This window comes from Nonomuraea harbinensis, from assembly GCF_019396385.1.
Classification (GTDB): domain Bacteria; phylum Actinomycetota; class Actinomycetes; order Streptosporangiales; family Streptosporangiaceae; genus Nonomuraea; species Nonomuraea ferruginea.
Window position 1 is genome coordinate 18,426 of sequence record NZ_JAHKRN010000043.1, and the last position, 18,128, is coordinate 36,553.

General features: G+C 70.6%; 17 protein-coding genes. 7 read left to right on the forward strand and 10 right to left on the reverse strand.

The features are described 5' to 3' along the window. Position 1: 1 nt before the first annotated feature. From KME79_RS33165 to KME79_RS33175, 3 genes are all read right to left on the reverse strand, one after another. Positions 2-1,159, reverse strand: a complete 1,158-nt coding sequence (locus KME79_RS33165; protein ID WP_219548903.1) for an ROK family transcriptional regulator — start codon at positions 1,157-1,159, stop codon at positions 2-4. A gap of 150 nt (positions 1,160-1,309) precedes the next feature. After that, positions 1,310-2,182, reverse strand: a complete 873-nt coding sequence (locus tag KME79_RS33170; RefSeq protein WP_148029374.1) for an SDR family oxidoreductase — start codon at positions 2,180-2,182, stop codon at positions 1,310-1,312. A gap of 61 nt (positions 2,183-2,243) precedes the next feature. Next, a complete protein-coding gene (locus KME79_RS33175) occupies positions 2,244-3,308 on the reverse strand; it encodes an MBL fold metallo-hydrolase (protein WP_219548909.1) in 1,065 nt (354 codons plus the stop codon). A gap of 46 nt (positions 3,309-3,354) precedes the next feature. Here KME79_RS33175 and KME79_RS33180 point away from each other — a divergent pair, with 46 nt between their 5' ends. Continuing rightward, positions 3,355-4,182, forward strand: a complete 828-nt coding sequence (locus tag KME79_RS33180; protein ID WP_148029372.1) for a glutathione S-transferase family protein — start codon at positions 3,355-3,357, stop codon at positions 4,180-4,182. On the opposite strand, the gene KME79_RS33185 is transcribed toward KME79_RS33180, so the two are convergent. Next, positions 4,130-5,410 carry an MFS transporter gene (locus KME79_RS33185; protein ID WP_219548914.1) on the reverse strand — a complete coding sequence of 427 codons (1,281 nt, stop codon included), beginning with the start codon at positions 5,408-5,410 and terminating at the stop codon, positions 4,130-4,132. The genes KME79_RS33180 and KME79_RS33185 overlap by 53 nt on opposite strands. After that, complete coding sequence (locus tag KME79_RS33190; protein ID WP_148029370.1) at positions 5,407-5,976, reverse strand: winged helix-turn-helix domain-containing protein; 570 nt, start codon at positions 5,974-5,976, stop codon at positions 5,407-5,409. The genes KME79_RS33185 and KME79_RS33190 overlap by 4 nt, the downstream gene beginning before the upstream one ends. 75 nt (positions 5,977-6,051) lie before the next feature. Here KME79_RS33190 and KME79_RS33195 point away from each other — a divergent pair, with 75 nt between their 5' ends. From KME79_RS33195 to KME79_RS33215, 5 genes are all read left to right on the forward strand, one after another. Next, complete coding sequence (locus tag KME79_RS33195; RefSeq protein ID WP_219548919.1) at positions 6,052-6,702, forward strand: B3/B4 domain-containing protein; 651 nt, start codon at positions 6,052-6,054, stop codon at positions 6,700-6,702. Between the two features lie 204 nt (positions 6,703-6,906). Continuing rightward, positions 6,907-10,575, forward strand: coding sequence for a multifunctional oxoglutarate decarboxylase/oxoglutarate dehydrogenase thiamine pyrophosphate-binding subunit/dihydrolipoyllysine-residue succinyltransferase subunit (locus KME79_RS33200; RefSeq protein WP_219548922.1), 3,669 nt, complete (start codon positions 6,907-6,909; stop codon positions 10,573-10,575). A gap of 105 nt (positions 10,576-10,680) precedes the next feature. Continuing rightward, positions 10,681-10,857 (forward strand): DUF6104 family protein, encoded by a 177-nt coding sequence (locus KME79_RS33205; protein ID WP_187280957.1) that lies wholly within the window; start codon positions 10,681-10,683, stop codon positions 10,855-10,857. Between the two features lie 96 nt (positions 10,858-10,953). Next, entirely contained in the window at positions 10,954-11,757 is an 804-nt protein-coding gene (locus tag KME79_RS33210; protein ID WP_219548924.1) for a DUF4097 family beta strand repeat-containing protein, read from the forward strand. After that, the gene (locus KME79_RS33215) at positions 11,754-12,494 is read left to right on the forward strand and encodes a PadR family transcriptional regulator (RefSeq protein WP_148029366.1); all 741 of its coding nucleotides are present in this window, start codon (positions 11,754-11,756) and stop codon (positions 12,492-12,494) included. The genes KME79_RS33210 and KME79_RS33215 overlap by 4 nt, the downstream gene beginning before the upstream one ends. Positions 12,495-12,547: 53 nt before the next feature. Here the strand turns inward: KME79_RS33215 and KME79_RS33220 are convergent, their stop codons facing one another. The 5 genes from KME79_RS33220 to KME79_RS33240 all read right to left on the reverse strand — a co-directional run bounded on the left by KME79_RS33220 (position 12,548) and on the right by KME79_RS33240 (position 16,645). Further along, positions 12,548-13,504 carry a zinc-binding dehydrogenase gene (locus KME79_RS33220; RefSeq protein ID WP_219548928.1) on the reverse strand — a complete coding sequence of 319 codons (957 nt, stop codon included), beginning with the start codon at positions 13,502-13,504 and terminating at the stop codon, positions 12,548-12,550. A gap of 9 nt (positions 13,505-13,513) precedes the next feature. After that, positions 13,514-14,401, reverse strand: coding sequence for a hypothetical protein (locus tag KME79_RS33225; RefSeq protein ID WP_219548932.1), 888 nt, complete (start codon positions 14,399-14,401; stop codon positions 13,514-13,516). 35 nt (positions 14,402-14,436) lie between these two features. Further along, positions 14,437-14,862 carry a type II toxin-antitoxin system VapC family toxin gene (locus tag KME79_RS33230; RefSeq protein WP_148029363.1) on the reverse strand — a complete coding sequence of 142 codons (426 nt, stop codon included), beginning with the start codon at positions 14,860-14,862 and terminating at the stop codon, positions 14,437-14,439. Next, a complete protein-coding gene (locus KME79_RS33235; protein ID WP_219548937.1) occupies positions 14,849-15,106 on the reverse strand; it encodes a hypothetical protein in 258 nt (85 codons plus the stop codon). The genes KME79_RS33230 and KME79_RS33235 overlap by 14 nt, the downstream gene beginning before the upstream one ends. 99 nt (positions 15,107-15,205) lie before the next feature. After that, the gene (locus KME79_RS33240) at positions 15,206-16,645 is read right to left on the reverse strand and encodes a TLP1 C-terminal extension domain-containing protein (RefSeq protein ID WP_219548940.1); all 1,440 of its coding nucleotides are present in this window, start codon (positions 16,643-16,645) and stop codon (positions 15,206-15,208) included. Positions 16,646-16,995: 350 nt separating this feature from the next. Here KME79_RS33240 and KME79_RS33245 point away from each other — a divergent pair, with 350 nt between their 5' ends. Next, on the forward strand, positions 16,996-18,075 hold the full coding sequence (locus tag KME79_RS33245) for a trypsin-like serine peptidase (protein ID WP_219548942.1): 1,080 nt from the start codon (positions 16,996-16,998) through the stop codon (positions 18,073-18,075). Positions 18,076-18,128: the final 53 nt, after the last annotated feature.

Consider the following 18,128-nt stretch of genomic DNA (forward strand, 5'->3'; position numbering starts at 1 on the left):
TTCAGGCGTTGACGATCTTGTTGATGTTGTCCGGGGACAGGTAGTGCTCGATCGCCAGGATTCCGGCGCCCATGACCGCGGCGTCGACTCCCATGCGACTCGGCACGATCGACAGATGGTGGGTGGCCAGCGGCAGCGAGCGGCGGTAGATCGTCTCCCTGATGCCCGCGAGCAGGTGCTCGTGGACGCGGGAGAGCGCGCCGCCGATGACGATGGCCTCGGGGTTGAAGAAGTTGACCAGGCTGGCGAGCACCTCGCCGATGAGCCGTCCGGCCTCGCGGACCAGCCGCAGCGCCTGGGTGTTGCCGGCCTGGACGAGGGCGACGACGTCGGCGCCCGTCTCGGCGGGGACGCCGAGCTCGGTGAGCCGGCGCGCCACCGCCGCGCCGCCCGCCACGGCCTCCAGGCAGGCGCTGTTGCCGCACCGGCAGCCGGACTCCTCGTGGCCGCTGACACGGATGTGGCCGATGTCGCCGGCCGAGCCCTGGGCGCCCCTGTGGAGCGTGCCCTCGGCCACGATGCCGCAGCCGATGCCGGTGCCGACCTTGACGAACAGCAGGTGGCGGGCCGCCGGGAAGGCGTTGCGGTGCTCGCCGAGCGCCATCACGTTCACGTCGTTGTCGACCAGGACGTCGACGCCGGGGAAGTAGTCGGGGATCGGGTAGTCGTTCCAGCCGGGCATGATCGGCGGGTTGTTGGGCCGGCCGGTGGCGAACTCGACCGGCCCAGGCACACCCATGCCGATCACCCGCAGCGCCGCCCTGGGCCGGCCCGCCTCGGCGAGCAGCCGGTCGATCCGCCCGTCGACGTGGGCCAGGACCTTCTCCGGGCCTTCGCCGATGAGCAGTGAGTCCTCGCACTGGGCGAGCAGGTCGCCGGTCATGTCCATGAGCGCGATCCGGCAGTGGGTGGCGCCCAGGTCGACGCCGGCGAACGCGTGCTCCTCGGCGTGCAGGCGGAGCTGGCGCGGCGGCCGTCCGCCGGTGGACTCGCCGCTCTCGGTCTCCTCGACCAGCCCGCGTTCGATCAGCGCGTCCACCCGTTGCGAGATCGTGGAGCGGGCCAGGCCGGTGAGCCGGGCGAGATCGGAACGGGTCGTGGCTGAGCCTGCGCTGATGAGCGTCAGGACGTCACCGGGCGAGCCCGGGGCGAGGGTCATGCCGCGACAATAAGATCACACAACGCGCAATTCAAGAGGGCGAGGTGACATAACTCCCCATACTTACGCCGTTCATCGAACAAAGTCTGATTGGCCGGACATGACGAAGACCGGACGGGGGTCCCCCCGCCCGGCCTTGACGTGCCGCGATCAGAGCATGCGCTGCATGGACTCCGTGGCCGACTGGACGTACGGCTGCTCGGCCATGACCTCGTCCCAGTGGTCGGCGATCGACTCGGGCGTGAGGTCGTCGGTCTTCCAGCCCGGCCCCTCGGCGACGAACACCCGGGCCACCCGGCCCCCGCCCACGCTGAACACCTCGCCGCTCACCTCGCACGACTCGTGCACCAGGTAGGCGACCAGGGCGCTGATCCGCTCCGGGGTGAACTTGGCCTCGAACTCCGCGGGCAGCAGCGCCTCGGTCATCCGGGTCCACGCGATCGGGGCGATGGCGTTGGCCTTGATGCCGTTGCGCGCGCCCTCGATGCCGATGGTCTTGGTCAGCCCGACCAGGCCCATCTTGGCCGTGGAGTAGTTGGCCTGGCCGAAGTTGCCGAACAGGCCGGCCGGGCTGGAGGTGTTGACGACGCGGCCGTAGCCGGCCTCCTTCATGTGCGGATAGGCGGCCTGGCTGACCAGGAAGGACCCGCGCACGTGCACGGCGAGCACGTTGTCGAAGTCCTCGACCGTCATCTTGCCCAGGGACTTGTCCCGCAGGATGCCGGCGTTGTTGATCACGATGTCGACCTTGCCGAAGGCGTCGACCGCGGACTTGACGATCGCCCGCGCGCCCTCGGGGGTGGCGACGTTGTCGGTGCTGGCTATCGCCTGCCCGCCGTTCTTGGTGATCAGCTCTGCCACCTCGGCGGCGGGGCCCGTCGAGGCGCCGGTGCCGTCGAGCGCGCCGCCGAGGTCGTTGACGACCACCTTGGCGCCGCGCTCGGCCAGCAGCAGCGCGTGTGAGCGGCCGAGGCCGTGCCCGGCCCCCGTGATGATCGCGACCCTGTCATCGAACCGCAGCATCGAACCTCCAGCACAGGAGAACAACATTCTGTTACCTGCACGATAACCCAGCGCCCCGCGGTCAGCCCTCAGCTCGGGTCCACAGCTCCGGCTCGCCCGGCAGGCGGCGGGCCCGGCCGCGCGACTCCAGCCACACCAGGTGGGCGAGCGTCTCGTTGCCGGCCGCGCGGCGCATGAACGACGGGATCGACTCCCAGGGCCGCGACCAGGTGAGCTTGGTGGCCACGTCCCAGCAGGTGACGCCGTCCGTGCCGGAGACGACCTCCTCGATCTCGGCCAGCCGCTCGCGGTGGTGCTCCATCACGTAGTCGACCCGCCCGGCCAGCTCCAGGAACCGGTACTCGTGCGCGGGGAGCACCTCCTCCACGTCGAACGCGCGCAGGGCGGCCAGCGCGTCCAGGTAGTCGGCCAGCGGGTTCGGCGCCGACTGCGGGTGCACGGCGACGGCGGAGGTGATCCTGGGCAGCACGTGGTCGCCGGTGAACAGCAGCTTCCTGGACGACTCGGCGAAGCACAGGTGGCCGGGCGAGTGCCCCGGGGTCCACACCGCGCGCAGGTCCCAGCCGGACAGGTCGAGCCGGTCGCCGTCCTCGATGAGCCGGTCGGGCGCGGCCATCGTGACGAAGGTGCGGATCATCATGGACGCGCCCGCCAGCTCGTCCACGGTCGAGGCGGGCACGCCGCACCGCAGGAGCTGCGCGCGCTCCTTGGCGACGAGCGCGTCGATGAACTCCTCGTCGTACCGCTCGCGCAGCAGCCCGGCGTCGGCGGGGTGCAGCCCGATCCACGCGCCCGACGCCTCGCGGACCCGCCCGGCGAGCCCGTAGTGGTCGGGGTGGATGTGGGTGACGAGCACCGCCTTGACGTCCGCGATCGTGTAGCCGGCCACGCCGAGCCCGGCCGTCAGCGCCTCGTACGCCTCGTCGGTGTCCCACCCGGCATCGATGATCGCCACGCCGTCGGCCAGCTCCAGCGCGTAGACGAGCACGTACCGCAGGGGGTTGATCGGGATGGGCACCGGGATCGACCAGAGACCGGGCCGGACCCGCTCGACCTCGGGGATGCCGCCGCCCGTCCATGCCGCACGCTGCTTCTCGCTGGAGGGGGTCACCACGAACTTCGCCATGCCCGTGATTCTGCCCGTACTTCCCGAACCATGTTCTACTGGGGTCATGGACGCGGTACGTGACGGGCGCTGGGTCAGGCAGGCCAACCACTTCACCGACCGGCTGGGGCCGCCCGAGCCGGGCCGCTACCGGCTCTACGCCTCCTACGCCTGCCCGTGGGCGCAGCGGGTGCTGATCGTCCGCGAGCTGCTCGGCCTCCAGGACCTGCTCGACGTCGCGATCGTGGACCCGATCAGGGACGAGCGGGGCTGGCGGGTGCCGGGCGGCGGGTTCCTGTCGGAGCTCTACCTGGCCACCGACCCGGGCTTCGAGGGCCGCCACACGGTGCCGTGCGTGTGGGACGTCAAGGAACGGCGCATCGTCACCAACGACTTCCCGCAGATCACCCTGGATCTGGAGACCCGCTGGGGCGGCACGCCCGACCTGTATCCGAAGGAGCTGCGCGACGGGATCGACGCCGTGAACGACCGCCTCTACCACGGCCTCAACAACGCGGTCTACGAGGCGGGCTTCGCCAGGAGCCAGGAGGCGTACGAGGACGCGGTGCGCCGGGTGTTCGCCACGCTGGACTTCCTGGAGGAGCGGCTGACGGGGTCGGAGTTCCTGTTCGACCGGCTGACCGAGAGCGACGTGCGTGCCTACACGACGCTGGCGAGGTTCGACACGGTCTACTACGCGCACTTCAAGTGCTCGGTCCGCCGGCTGACGGACTATCCGGCGGTGTGGGCGTACGCGAGGAGGTTGTACGCGATCCCGGCCTTCCGCGAGACCACGGACTTCGACCACATCAAGCGCCACTACTACATGACCCAGACGACCATCAACCCGAACCGGCTCGTCCCGCTGGGACCGGAGCTCGACTGGAGCCTGTGACCGGCATCCGGACGAACAGCAGCGCCGAGGCCAGCACCACGGCCGCGCTCACCCCCCAGGCGGCGGCCACGCCGGCCTGCACGGCGAGCGTGCCGAGCGTCAGGTTGGCCAGGATGCCGCCGGACTGCAGGGAGAGCGAGGACGTGGAGGTGACGGTGGTGCGCTCGGCGGCCGTGACGGCGTTGTGGGTCATCTCCAGGCACAGCAGCCCGGTCACCGAGGAGCCGACGAACAGCGCGACGTAGGCCGCGCCGGCGGTCAGGAGCCCGGCCGCGCCGCCGAGCCCGGCCGTCGCGGCCAGCGCGCCGACGGAGAGCGCGGTCGCCACGAGGCCGGCGATCGCTCCCCTGGCAGAGCCACCGGCCAGGCGGGCGGCCCGGGGCGCCAGCGCGCTGCCCGCGGCGCTGCCGGCGAATCCCAGCGCGGCGACGACCGCGTACGCCGTGCTGCCCTGCTCGGCCGTGCCCGCCAGCTGGGCCAGACGGCCCGGGGTGAGCAGCTCGATCGACATCAGCATCACGCCCGAGGCCGCGGACGCGAGCATCAGGCGGCGCAGCACGCGCCCGCCGGCCGCCAGCCGCACCCCGGAGACGACCGTGGCGGGCACCTCGCGCAGCACGCCGCCGAGCGACCTGCGGGCATGCGGCGGCTCGGGCAGCGCGAGGAGCACGACCGCCAGCAGGACCGCCGCCGCCACCGCGCCCACCAGGCTCGGCGCGGCCAGCGGGAACACCAGCTCAGGCGGCACCACGAGCGGCAGGGCGCCGCCGGCCAGCACGCCGAGGCAGAGCGCCACGGACTCCATGGCCGCGCCGCGGGACAGCCCCGGCTTGAGGTCGGCGTCGCGCCCTTCGAGGCGGTGCAGCGTGTCGACGTACCAGGACGTGGCGGGACCGCTGGACAGGGCCCTGGCGACGCCCTTGAGCGCCCCGCTGACCAGGAACATCCAGAACGCCGTGGACACGCTCATCAGCAGGAGCGCCGCTGTCAGGAACACGGCGGAGACGGCCAGCATCACGCGCCGCCCCACGACGTCGGACAGGCCGCCGGTGGGCAGTTCCAGCGCCACGGTGACCGTCGAGAAGACCGTGACCACCAGGCCGATCTGCGCCAGGCCGAGACCTCTCTCGGTCATCAGCAGCACCATCGAGGGGACCTGCAGCCCGACCGGCAACCAGGCCAGGAAGCAGACGAGCGTGTAGCGGCGTAACGCGGAACGGGCGGTCATGACTCCTCCTCCTGGGACGTGCGGGGGACGGCGCCCAGCCAGACGTGCACCTTCCTGGCGCCGGGGTCGCCGGCGTGGCGGGCGACGAGGTCGCGCAGGAGCTCCTCGGCCCGGTCCTTGAACTCGCGGAGCGCGGCGGGCGGCAGCGTGAGGAGGTGGTCGCTCATCCCGGAGACGTCCGCCCACTCCTCGGACCAGCCGGCCTGGCCGTACTCCTCCATCACCCGCCCGACCATCTCGGCCTGCCGCAGGTGGATGATCCTGAGCGCCTCGCGGCCCTCGGCGCTGGCGGACAGCTCGACGGCGTCCCACGAGGTGTAGCGGTGGCGGGCGCGCCAGCGGCGCTCGCGGCCGTCGCGCTGGTCGGCGTCCTCCTCGATGAAGCCGTACTTGAACAGCTCGCGCAGGTGGTAGCTGGTCGAGCCCGAGCTCTCGCCGACCTTGCGGCCCAGCTCGCTCGCGGTGGCCGGCCCGTCGCCGCGCAACAGGCCGAGCAGGCGCACCCGCAGCGGGTGGGCGACCGCCTTGAGCACCCGCGGGTCACTGATCGTGTACTGCTCTTCCATACGATCGAGCGTAAACCGCAAAGAGTTTTTTGCAAAGGCAATTTTGCGGTTTTCCGAGATCGGTAGACTGGGCGGATGCTGGACGACATCTGGGTGGACGACGCGGTCGCCGCGCTCCGCCCCGACTTCACGGTGCTCGCGATGACGGCCCTCGGCCTGCGCAACGGGCCCACCGACGACCGGTCCCGCGCCTGGCTCGCCGAGGCGGCCGAGGCGGCGCGGCCGGTCCAGGACGCCAAGATCGACGCCTGGAAGGACGCCTACCGCGCCTTCGGCGCCAAGCCGCAGCGCACCCGCCCGTCGGTCGACGCGCTCACCCGCAGGCTGCCGCTGCCGGAGATCAACCTGGTGGTCGACGCCTACAACTCCGTCAGCGTCAGACACGCGCTGCCCATCGGCGGCGAGGACCTCGACCGCTACTCCGGCCCGGCCCGCCTGGTCAGGGCGACCGGCGACGAGGCGTCCGAGGAGGCGCTGGGGCAGCCTGAGCCCGGCGAGGTGATCTGGCGCGACGACGTGGGCGTGACCTGCCGCAGGTGGAACTGGCGCCAGGTGGTGCGCACCCGGCTCACCGAGGAGACCACCAACGCGATCTTCCTGCTGGAGCGGCTGGAGCCGATGACGCTGGAGGAGCTGAAGGAGGCCGGCGAGGAGCTCGCCGACCTGCTGACCCGGCTCACTCCCGAGGTCCGCATCACCACCAGGCTTGTATCAAGCGGGAAGTAAACACCATCCAATGATGTTGATACCAAACGGTAATATTTTCAGCACCGCCTGTACTGACGAGGGAGGCGTGACCTCTTTGGACACCCCTGAGAGGATCAGCCGTGGCGCAACGGCCTAGGCTGCGCGCTGTGCCGGTCCGGGCGAGTAGCCTTGGACAAGTTCTCTATCATCAACGCCGATCTGCGGAAGAGGGCGATTTCCGCCGTGTCGTCTGAGTCGTCGCGGACAAACCCGCTGGCAAGCTTTGGTCAGAATGAATGGCTTGTCGACGAGCTGTACCAGAAGTACCTCCAAGACCCCGAGTCTGTAGACAAGGCCTGGTGGAACTTCTTCGCTGACTACAACCCTGACTACGGACCGGGGCGCACCCCGGCCAGGGAGGCGGCGAACGGCACGGCTACCGCGCCCGCGCCCGCCCCCGCAGCACCAGCGAAGGAGCCGCCCAAGGCGGCACCACCCAAGGCGGCGCCGGCCGCCGTGAAGCCGAAGCAGCCGTCTGCCCCGGTGCCCAAGGGCGCCGAGGAGGTCAAGCTGCGCGGCGCCGCGGCGCGCACGGCCGTCAACATGGACGCCTCGCTGGCCATCCCGACCGCCACCAGCGTCCGGGCCATCCCGGCCAAGCTGATGGTCGACAACCGCATCGTGATCAACAATCACCTCAAGCGGGGTCGCGGCGGCAAGGTCTCCTTCACCCACCTGATCGGCTTCGCCGTGGTCCGGGCGCTGGCGGCCATGCCGGACATGAACCACTCCTACACCGAGGTCGACGGCAAGCCCACGCTGGTCAAGCCGGAGCACGTCAACCTCGGCCTGGCCATCGACGTGCAGAAGAGCAACGGCGAGCGCCAGCTGCTCGTGCCGTCGATCAAGGCGGCCGAGGAGATGGACTTCCGGCAGTTCTGGATGGCCTACGAGGAGATCGTCCGCAAGGCGCGCGCCGGCAAGCTCGGCGTCGACGACTTCGCCGGCACCTCGATCTCGCTGACCAACCCCGGCACGATCGGCACCGTCCACTCCGTGCCCCGCCTGATGCCCGGCCAGGGCACCATCATCGGCGTGGGCGCGATGGAGTACCCCGCCGAATACCAGGGCGCCTCCCCCGAGACGCTCTCCCGCCTGGCCGTCTCCAAGGTCATCACGCTGACCAGCACCTACGACCACCGGATCATCCAGGGCGCCCAGTCGGGCGACTTCCTGCGCACGATCCACCAGCTGCTGCTCGGCGAGAACGGCTTCTACGACGAGATCTTCGAAGCCCTGCGCATCCCGTACGAGCCGGTCCGCTGGGTGCAGGACGTCTCGGCCTCGCACGACGACGACGTGTCCAAGTCCGCCCGGGTGCTGGAGCTGATCCACGCCTACCGCGTGCGCGGTCACCTCATGGCCGAGACCGACCCGCTGGAATACAAGCAGCGCAAGCACCCCGACCTCGACATCCAGTCCCACGGGCTCACCCTGTGGGACCTGGAGCGCGAGTTCGCCACCGGCGGTTTCGGCGGCCGCCCGCTGATGCGGCTCCGCGAGATCCTGGGCGTGCTCCGCGACTCCTACTGCCGCACCGTCGGCATCGAGTACATGCACATCCAGAACCCCGAGGAGCGGGCCTGGATCCAGGCGCGGGTGGAGAAGCCGCACGCCTCCCCGGCCCGTGACGAGCAGCTCAACATCCTGAGCCGGCTCAACACCGCCGAGGCGTTCGAGACCTTCCTGCAGACCAAGTACGTCGGCCAGAAGCGCTTCTCGCTGGAGGGCGGCGAGTCCCTCATACCGCTGCTCGACTCGGTGATCAGCGACGCCGCCGACGAGGGCCTCGACGAGGTCGTCATCGGCATGGCCCACCGGGGCCGGCTCAACGTGCTGGCCAACATCGTGGGCAAGTCCTACGGGCAGATCTTCGGCGAGTTCGAGGGCAACATCGACCCCCGCACCGCCCACGGCTCCGGTGACGTGAAGTACCACCTGGGCGCCTCCGGCGAGTTCACCGCGCCGAGCGGCAAGACCATCACCACGTCGGTGGTGGCCAACCCGTCCCACCTGGAGGCGGTCGACCCGGTCCTGGAGGGCGTCGTCCGCGCCAAGCAGGACCTGCTGGAGCGCGGCGAGGAGGGCTTCACGGTCCTGCCGGTGCTCGTCCACGGCGACGCGGCCTTCGCCGGCCAGGGCGTCGTGGCCGAGACGCTCAACCTGTCGCAGCTGCGCGGCTACCGCACCGGCGGCACCGTCCACGTCGTGGTCAACAACCAGGTCGGCTTCACCACCTCGCCCGCCTCGTCCCGCTCCTCGGTCTACGCGACCGACGTGGCGCGGATGATCCAGGCGCCGATCTTCCACGTCAACGGCGACGACCCCGAGGCCGTGGTCCGCGTGGGCGAGCTGGCCTACGAGTACCGCCGGGCGTTCCGCAAGGACGTCGTGATCGACCTCATCTGCTACCGCCGCCGCGGCCACAACGAGGGCGACAACCCGGCCTTCACCCAGCCGCTGATGTACGACCTCATCGACGCCAAGCGCTCGACCCGCAAGCTCTACACCGAGGCGCTGATCGGCCGGGGCGACATCACGGTCGAGGAGGCCGAGTCGGCTCTCCGCGACTACCAGGCCAAGCTGGAGCAGGCGTTCACCGAGACCCGCGAGGCGGCGAAGAAGCCGCTGGAGGCGGGGGCGATGCGGGTGCCGCCGACCGAGGTGGTCAAGTGGTCCCACGCCGACACGGCGACCTCGATCACCGACGAGACGCTCAAGCGCATCGTCGACACCCAGCTCAGCCTGCCCGAGGGCTTCACGGTGCACCCGCGCCTCGCGCCGGTGCTGCAGCGCCGGGGCCAGATGGTGGAGCAGGACTCCATCGACTGGAGCATGGGCGAGACGCTGGCGTTCGGCGCGCTGCTCATCGACGGCCACCCGGTCCGCCTCGTCGGTCAGGACTCCCGCCGCGGCACGTTCACCCAGCGCCACGCCGTGCTGGTCGACCGCGTGACCGGCGCCGAGCACACCCCGCTCAAGGCGTTCAACCAGGGCACGACCAAGTTCTACGTCTACGACTCGCTGCTGAGCGAGTTCGCGGCGCTGGGCTTCGAGTACGGCTACAGCGTCGTACGCCCTGACGCGCTGGTGCTGTGGGAGGCGCAGTTCGGCGACTTCGTCAACGGCGCCCAGACGATCATCGACGAGTTCATCTCGTCCGGTGAGCAGAAGTGGGGCCAGCGCTCGGGCGTGGTGCTCATGCTGCCGCACGGCTACGAGGGTCAGGGTCCCGACCACTCCTCGGCCCGCATCGAGCGGTTCCTCCAGGTCTGCGCGCTCGACAACATGACGGTCGCGCAGCCGACCACCCCGGCCAACCACTTCCACCTGCTGCGCTGGCAGGTGAAGTCGGGCCGGCACAAGCCGCTGGTCATCTTCACGCCGAAGTGGCTGCTGCGCCACAAGCGGGCCACCTCGAAGGCCGCCGACTTCACCTCGGGCACCTTCCAGCCGGTCATCGGCGAGACGCTGATCGACCCGGGCAAGGTCACCAGGGTGGTCCTGTGCTCCGGCAAGGTCTACTACGACCTGCTGGCCAAGCGGGAGGCCGACGGCCGCGACGACGTGGCGCTGGTCCGCGTGGAGCGGCTCTACCCGTACCCGAAGGAGGAGCTCGACGCCGAGCTGGCCCGGTTCGGCCCGCAGGCCGAGCTGCTCTGGGTGCAGGACGAGCCGATCAACATGGGTCCGTGGCCCTACCTGTCGCTCAAGCTGGCCGAGGACCCGCAGCTGCTGGGCGGCCGCCCCCTGCGGCGGGTCTCCCGTCCGGCCAACAGCTCGCCCGCGGCCGGCTCGCACGCCGCCCACGACGCGGAGCTGGAGGAGATCCTGCGCCAGGTCTACGGCTGACCTGATCACGTGAGTCGGCCCCCGCCCCGGCGGGGGCCGACTGCTTTCGCCGCGCTCCCCGCCGGGACGTGCGGGTCGCTTGGAGAGTCGAGGAGACGGAGCACGATGTACTTCACGGATCGGGGGATCGAGGAGCTGGTCGCTCGCCGGGGCGAGGAGGAGGTCACCCTGCTCTGGCTCGGCGAGCGGCTGCGCGAGTTCGTCGATCTCAACCCCGAGTTCGAGACACCGGTCGAGCGTCTGGCCACCTGGCTGGCCAGGCTCGACGACGAGGACGAGTGACACCCGCCCGCCCGTAGACGCGATACATCTTGAGATTTCGGCGGACGCGACATATCGTGTTCACTGTCAAGATGCGTCGCCAGAGAGGGCGGGATCATGCGGCAGTGGACCATCGAGAGTCCAGAGCAGCTCACGTTCGGGCACGTTGACGCCCTCGACGTGCGCATCGTGGCGGGCAGGCTCGCCGTGCTGGCCAGCGACGGTCCACCGGCGCTCGAAGTGGCCGAGTTCGACTCGGCCTCACCGCTGCTGGTCACCTACGACGAGGACGCCCGGCGCCTGAGCGTCACGTACAAGGATCTGACCTGGGACGGGATGCTCGGCTGGCTGCGCCGCGACCGGCGCAGGACCGTCGCGACGCTCACCGTGCCGCGCCGCTGCGCGGTCAACGCCGGAGTCGTGTCGGCGTCCGCCGTGGTGGCCGGGTTCGAGGCGTCGACGCAGGTCAAGAGCGTGTCCGGCGAGATCGTGCTCGACGGCGTGAGCGGTGAGGTGAGCGCCACCACCGCCTCCGGCGCGGTGGAGAGCCGGGCGATGGAGGGCGATCTGTCGTTCAAGAGCGTCTCCGGCGACCTGACCGTCGCCGACGGCCTGCCGCGCAGGCTGCGCGCCAACACCGTCTCCGGCCGCATCACCGCCGACCTCGCGCTCAAGCCGACCGGCTACGTCACGCTGAACACGGTCTCCGGCTCCATCCTGGTCCGGCTGCCCGAGAACGCGGCGACGGACGTCACGATCAGGTCGACGTCCGGCCGCCTGGTCAGCGCCTTCGAGGAGGTGTCGCAGACCGGCGGCCCCGGCGCCCGGTCGATGTCGGGGCGGCTGGGCGGCGGCATGGCCTCCCTTTCCGCGACGACCGTCTCCGGCGAAGTCACGCTGCTCAAGAGGGAGAAGCAATGAGTCCCGTCTTCGGCCACGGCCGGCTCCGGCTCTACCTGCTCAAGCTGCTGGAGGAGAGCCCCCGCCACGGGTACGAGGTCATCCGGCTGTTGCAGGACCGTTTCCTCGGCGTCTACTCGCCCTCCCCCGGCACCATCTACCCGCGCCTGGCCCGCCTGGAGGCCGAAGGCCTGGTCACGCACGAGGTGGCCGACGGCAAGAAGGTGTTCTCCATCACCGACAAGGGCCGCGAGGAGCTGAACGCCCGCCTCGACGAGCTCGACGACCTGGAGCGGGAGATCTCGGCCTCGGTACGCGACATCGCCCGCGAGGTGAAGGAGGACGTCCGCGACACCGTCAAGTCGCTGCGCGAAGAGCTGACGCGGATGGCCAGGGACGTGCGCACCGGCACCGGCGACGACGTCCGCCGTACGCGTGAGCGGCAGAAGCAGGAGTTCACCCGGCTCAAGGAGGAGCAGAAGCGCCAGTGGAGCGAGCACGCCCAGCATTGGCAGGGCGAGAGCGAGCGGCTGGCCGGCGAGTGGCGGCGCATCTGGACCGAGGTGTGGCGCACGGTCGGCGGCGCGCCGGAGAGCCGGGCGGAGCTGGACGACGAGCTGGGCGAGGCGCTCGCCGACTTCGTGGCGAAGGTCCGCGAGGAGGCGTCGGAGTCCAGCATCACCCGCGAGAAGCTCGACGACCTGCGGCGCACGCTCGACGAGACGTCCGCCCGGGTGCGTGACACGCTGCGGTCATGATCCGCCGGAGGGCGCCTGGTCCCCCGCCACCCGGGACCAGGCGCCCTCCGAGGTCAGGCGGTGAAGACGATCTTGCCGAAGACGTCGCCCTCGTGCATGGCCGCGAACCCGTCCCGGGCCTCGGCGAGCGGCATCGTCCGGTCGACGACCGGCCGGACCCCGGTCTGCTCCAGGAAGACGCCCAGCCGCTGGAGCTGGTCGCGGGTCCCCATGGTGGAGCCGACCACCGAGAGCTGCAGAAAGAAGACCCGGTTCAGGTCGGCCGGCGGGACCGCCCCGCTGGTGGCGCCGCTGACCACGATCCGACCGCCCGGCCTCAGCGACTTGAGCGAATGGTCCCAGGTGGCCTGACCGACCGTCTCCATCACGGCGTCCACCCGCTCGGGCAGCCGCGCGCCGGACTCGAAGACCTGGTCGGCGCCGAGCTCGCGGGCCCGTTCCCGCTTGGACTCGGAGCGGCTGGTCGCCCACACGCGGAACCCGCCCGCCCGGCCGAGCGCGATGAGCGCGGTGGCGACGCCGCCGCCGGCCCCCTGCACGAGCACGGTCGAGCCGGGCTCCAGCCCGGCCTTGTCGAACAGCATCCGGTACGCGGTCAGCCACGCGGTGGGCAGGCAGGCGGCCTCCTCGAAGGAGAGCGCGGCCGGCTTGGGCACGAGGTTGCGGCGGGGCACGGCCACGCGTTCGGCGAACGTGCCGTCGTACACCTCCGACAGCAGCGACCGCTTCGGATCGAGCGTCTCGTCGGCCCCGATGCCGACCACCGCGTGCACGACGACCTCGTTGCCGTCCTCGTCGACGCCGGCCGCGTCGCAGCCGAGCACGATCGGCAGCCGGTCCTGCCTGATGCCGACGCCCTTGAGCGTCCACAGGTCGTGGTGGTTGAGCGCGGCCGCCCGCACCGAGACGGTCGTCCAGCCGTCGGGGACCTTCGGCTCGGGGCGCTCACCGAGGGTCAGGCCGGCGAGAGGATTGTCGGGATCGGTCTGTGTGGCGGTAACGGCGAACATGGCCGCACCTTACTTGACGCTGATCCGGATGCCGTCGAGCGCCTTGCCGACGAACGCGTCGTCGCCCATCGCTACCACGCGCATCCCGTCACGGCACACGTCCGCGACCGGGTGTCCGCGCCCCCGGACGCCCCGGGGCAGGCCGCGCGTCTTCTCGCAGCCGGGGGTGGGGATGAGCGCCACCATGTCGGTCGCGCCGCCGCCGAACCAGAGCTGCGGGCCCACCGGTTCGCCGCGTTCGGTGTCGCCCGGTGCGGCCAGCCGCACCCGCCCGGCGCCGGACAGCACCAGGTGGCCGTCACCGGTCACCCGGCCGCGCACCCCGCTCGCGACCGCCAGCCGCTGGTCGAACCCCAGCCCGGGCGGGCGGTCGTACATGGCCATCCGCCACGGGCCGAACGCGAACAGCAGCACCTGCCCGAACGAGCCGCTGCCCGCCTGACGTGGCCAGAGCGTCACGTTGTCGCCGAACGACCTGATCGGCTCGCCCCCTCGGGTGATCTCCAGCTCGCCGTTGTAGGGGGCGGTGAGCTGGCGGAACTCGTCGTCGACCCACACGCCCTGGAACGGTCGCAAACCGAGCCGGTCGAGGCGGAGCTCGGCGGGGTAGCGCACGGTGGCCCGGACGCCGTCGGGGAACGTCACCTCGATCCGCGCCGTGCCCTTCTTCTCGTCCGCTTCCGGATGCAGCAGGTTGGGGCGGCTGTCGAGGCGGGTGAGCGACCGGATGGGGGCGGCGGCCTCGCGGGGCGGTTCCCGCTCGGGCGCGGGTTCGGGCCCGCGGCTGAGGATCAGGCCGGCGACGGACGCGCCCAGGAGCGCGAGCACGACCAGCAGCCCGATCGGACGGCGGCGGTCGCGCTCGCCCGCTTCGATGACATCGAACTGATCGGCCACGACGGACCTCGCTAGCGAGTTGTACTGCCCTCAGTTCAGTTGAGCGGCGACCGCCAGCGCAACCCCTCGAACTTGGCGAAATCCCGGTCACAGGTCACGAATTCGCATCCGTGCTCGATGGCGAGCGCGGCGAGATACGCGTCGGGCACGAGCTTTCCTTTCGCGTCGGATGCGACGCACAGCCGGGTGAAGATCTCCCAGTGCCGGGACCCGGCGTGGATCGTCACCGCGTGTGGCTGGCCACGGACGCTCTCGGCGAACTGTCTGGCCGTCTCGAAGGGCGTCGAGCCTGGGATGCGCGGGTCGGTGACGATGCGGATGAAGCCGTTGATGACGAAGTCGCTCACCGCGTAGGACTCCTCCCCGTAGAGGAGCTCCTTGAGGGCGGCGAGGCACTGCTCGTGGTGCTCCATGTCCCGCCGCTGCGCGTTGACCAGGATGTTGACATCAAGCATCCTCATGCTGCCGCACCCCCACCACACGCTCGATGTCATCCAGTTCAAGCATCTCCTGGATCTCGTGCCAGGTCAGCGTCGGCCCGTCCTCGGCCCCGGAGAGGGGCAGGTTGATCTGGGGGCGCTCCACCGTGTCGGTGGAACGGTTGAGTAGTTGACGCAAGGCGTCCTCCATCACTGAGTTGAGACTGCGTCCGTTTCTGGCCGCGTACGCCTTCGCCTCGTTGAGGAGTGTCTCGTCGATGCGCACCGTGGTCCTCCGCATGACTCCAGCGTCCGCCAGTGACATTTAAATGTCAATAGCGAAGCGTAGTCGAGCGATCACAATCTTTGCACCATCTTTGCCACCTCACCAACTCGCCACATTGACCTTGCCGTCCGTCGTCAGCTCGACCCGCTGCCCCACCAGCTCCCGCGACACGGCGTCCGCCATCAGCTCCTCCCTGGTCACGTGCGCGTACGCCCGCGCCCCCGACGGCAGGTCGGCGACCAGGATGCCCCGCCACGGCACGCCGTCCTTGTCGTAGGCGACCGTGTATCCCGCCACGACCGCCGGTCCCTCGTACGAGTCCGCGATCGGCACCGGCTCGGCGGTGAAGACCGGCTCCGGCCCGCCCAGGACACCGCCCGGCTCCGTGGACCAGATCGCGTACGTGTGCTTGGTCAGGTGCATGCCGACCCCGGTGACGAGCCCGTGGCCGCCGCCGGCGCGCAGCAGGCCGGCCATGGTGGCGGTGGAGTGCAGCACGTAGTCGCTGGCCGGGCCGCCCGCGTACGGCAGGCCGCCGGTGACGGTGAGGCCGCGCGGGTCCATCGGGTCGAGCTTGATCGCGTCGCACGCCTGGCGCAGCGCGATGGCGAAGCAGCTGTAGACGTCGAGCGCGCGCATGTCGTCCAGAGTGAGCCCGGCCCTGGCGAACGCGGACTCGGCGGCCCTCCCGACGGCCTGCGAGGCGCCGAGCGCGGGCCGGGCGGCCACCTCCCACGTGTCCTCGGCGTAGGCCCAGCCGCGCAGGTAGACGCGCTGGTCGGCGGGCACCCCGAGGCGGTCGGCGAGCGCGGTGCTGGCCAGCACGACCGCCGCCGCCTGGTCGACCTCGATCACGGCCACGGTGCTCCGGTTGTACGGCCAGCCGACGAACCGGTTGCCGTCGATCAGCTCTTCGGAGGTGCGCGGGGTGCGCCGCCAGGCGTGCGGGTTGGCGGCGGCCACCCGCGTCATCGGCGCCATCATCCGGCCCCGGTCGAGCATCTCCTGCTCGATCGTGTGGCCGAGGGCGGCGCGGCGGGCGGTTTCCATGATCGGGTACGTGTGCACGGGCAGGAAGAGCTCGTGCGCCAGCTCGCTGGGGTGCGGCGGCCGTTCCCAGGCGTACGGCGGCCTCGGGTCGGCGGCATGGCTCCACGGCGCGTGCTCGCCCGCCAGCCGGTACGCCCGGCGGGTGGCCAGCGCCTCGGCTCCGGTGATCAGCGCGGAGTCGAGCTCGCCGGCCGCGATCCGGGCCGCCGCCTCGCCGATGAGCGTCTGCGGGGCGGTGCCGCTGACCTTCGAGTACGCGGTGTGCCCCGGAGTGGCGCCGAGCCGCTCGGCGAGCCGGCCGGTGGGCGTGTCGTACTGCCAGGAGTCCGTGTGGACGATCTGGATCGATTCGAGGCGTTCCACCGGGAGCCGCGCCTGGGCCGCGGCGGCCCGCGCCGTCTCCTCCCACAGGTCGAGCGGTTCAGGGCCGGGCTGCTCGCGGACGGTGCGCTGGGCCTCGCCGATGAGGCAGGGGGTGCGTGGATCCATGCCCTCCATCCAACCAGAACAAGATTCGGTTGATAAGGAACGGTTTCGACCAGCACCGGAGGCCGGGCCGAGTGATCACCGAATCCGCCACGCCGGGAAGAACATCTTCCGCGCGAACGTGACCTTCCGCCATTTGACCGTCGACCATCGCGAATTGGCCTCGCAAATCCGGCGTCTAGCTGGGATGACGTCATACAATGAAGATCGTTTATAGGCACGTTCCAGCACGCTTGACATGGTTCTTATGCGACGCAAGTCACGCTTGCTCAGATAACGAATCTCCATCCGAGCTGCAATAGCCCCAGTTGATCTGGAAAAATCCACCGTTACAACCCCAGAAAGGCACTTTCATGATCTCCCGGGCCAGGCACCTGCTAGCCGCCGCCGTCAGCGGCGCGCTGCTGATGCTGCCTGCGTTCACCGGGAGCGCGAACGCCGCCGCGGCGAGCCACGTCTTCCACGTCTCACTCGCCAAGACCAAGGCGGACGTCCTGAAGGTCGCCGACTACTGGAAGCCCGAGAAGCTCAAGAAGGCCGACAGCTACACCCCCGCCGCCCCCACCTCGAACGGCGCGCCGAAGTCCGGCACCGCGGGCGGCGGCACGGTGACCAGCCAGCGGATCATCGCCCTGCGCAAGGCGGCCGGCCCGGTCAACGCCGTGGCGCCGAAGACGGGCCGGGCCAGCACGACCGGCAAGGTCTTCTTCCGGCTCGGCGCCAAGGAGTACTGGTGCTCGGCCGCCGCCGTGGCGGCCGGCAACCACAGCGTGGTCGCCACCGCCGCACACTGCGCCTACGACGCACGCCAGGGCAAAGAGGCCGATTCCTGGATCTTCGTCCCGGAGCCCGGCGCCGACGGCACCACACCGCACGGCATCTACGTGGGCTCCTCGATCAGCATGCACGAAGACTGGGCCGGCAAGAACGACTACGACTTCGACTACGCGTTCGTCACGGTCCACCGCGGCTTCACCTGGGTCAAGCAGGGCAACACCTACGTGGCCAAGGACGTCGGCCGGCTGCAGGACAACGTCGGCGGGCTCGGCCTGGAGCTGGCCAAGAAGCCGCCGCTCGCCCAGGTGCACGCCTTCGGCTACCCCGCCGGCCCGCAGCCCGACGGCAGCCGCCCCTTCAACGGCCAGACGCTGAAAAGCTGCGCGGGCGGCACCCGCAAGGCCGTCGCCCCCAGCCTCGACCTCGACCACGGCGTGCAGCTCCACCCCTGTAACTTCAGCAAGGGCGCCAGCGGCGGCCCATGGATCACTGGCCTGCACAACAACCTGGGCAACCTCATCGGCGTCAACAGCCTGACCTGGAACCGGGACGCGAAGGGCGAGTTCGACGCGGTGTCCTCGCCGTACCTCACGGCCGCCGCCGGAGACGTCTACCGGCACGCCGCCGCGCAGAAGACCCCGGCAAATGTGATCTAGTTAACACGTTACCGCTCGGTCACTCCGGGCGATCAGCCCAGACATTGATCTCG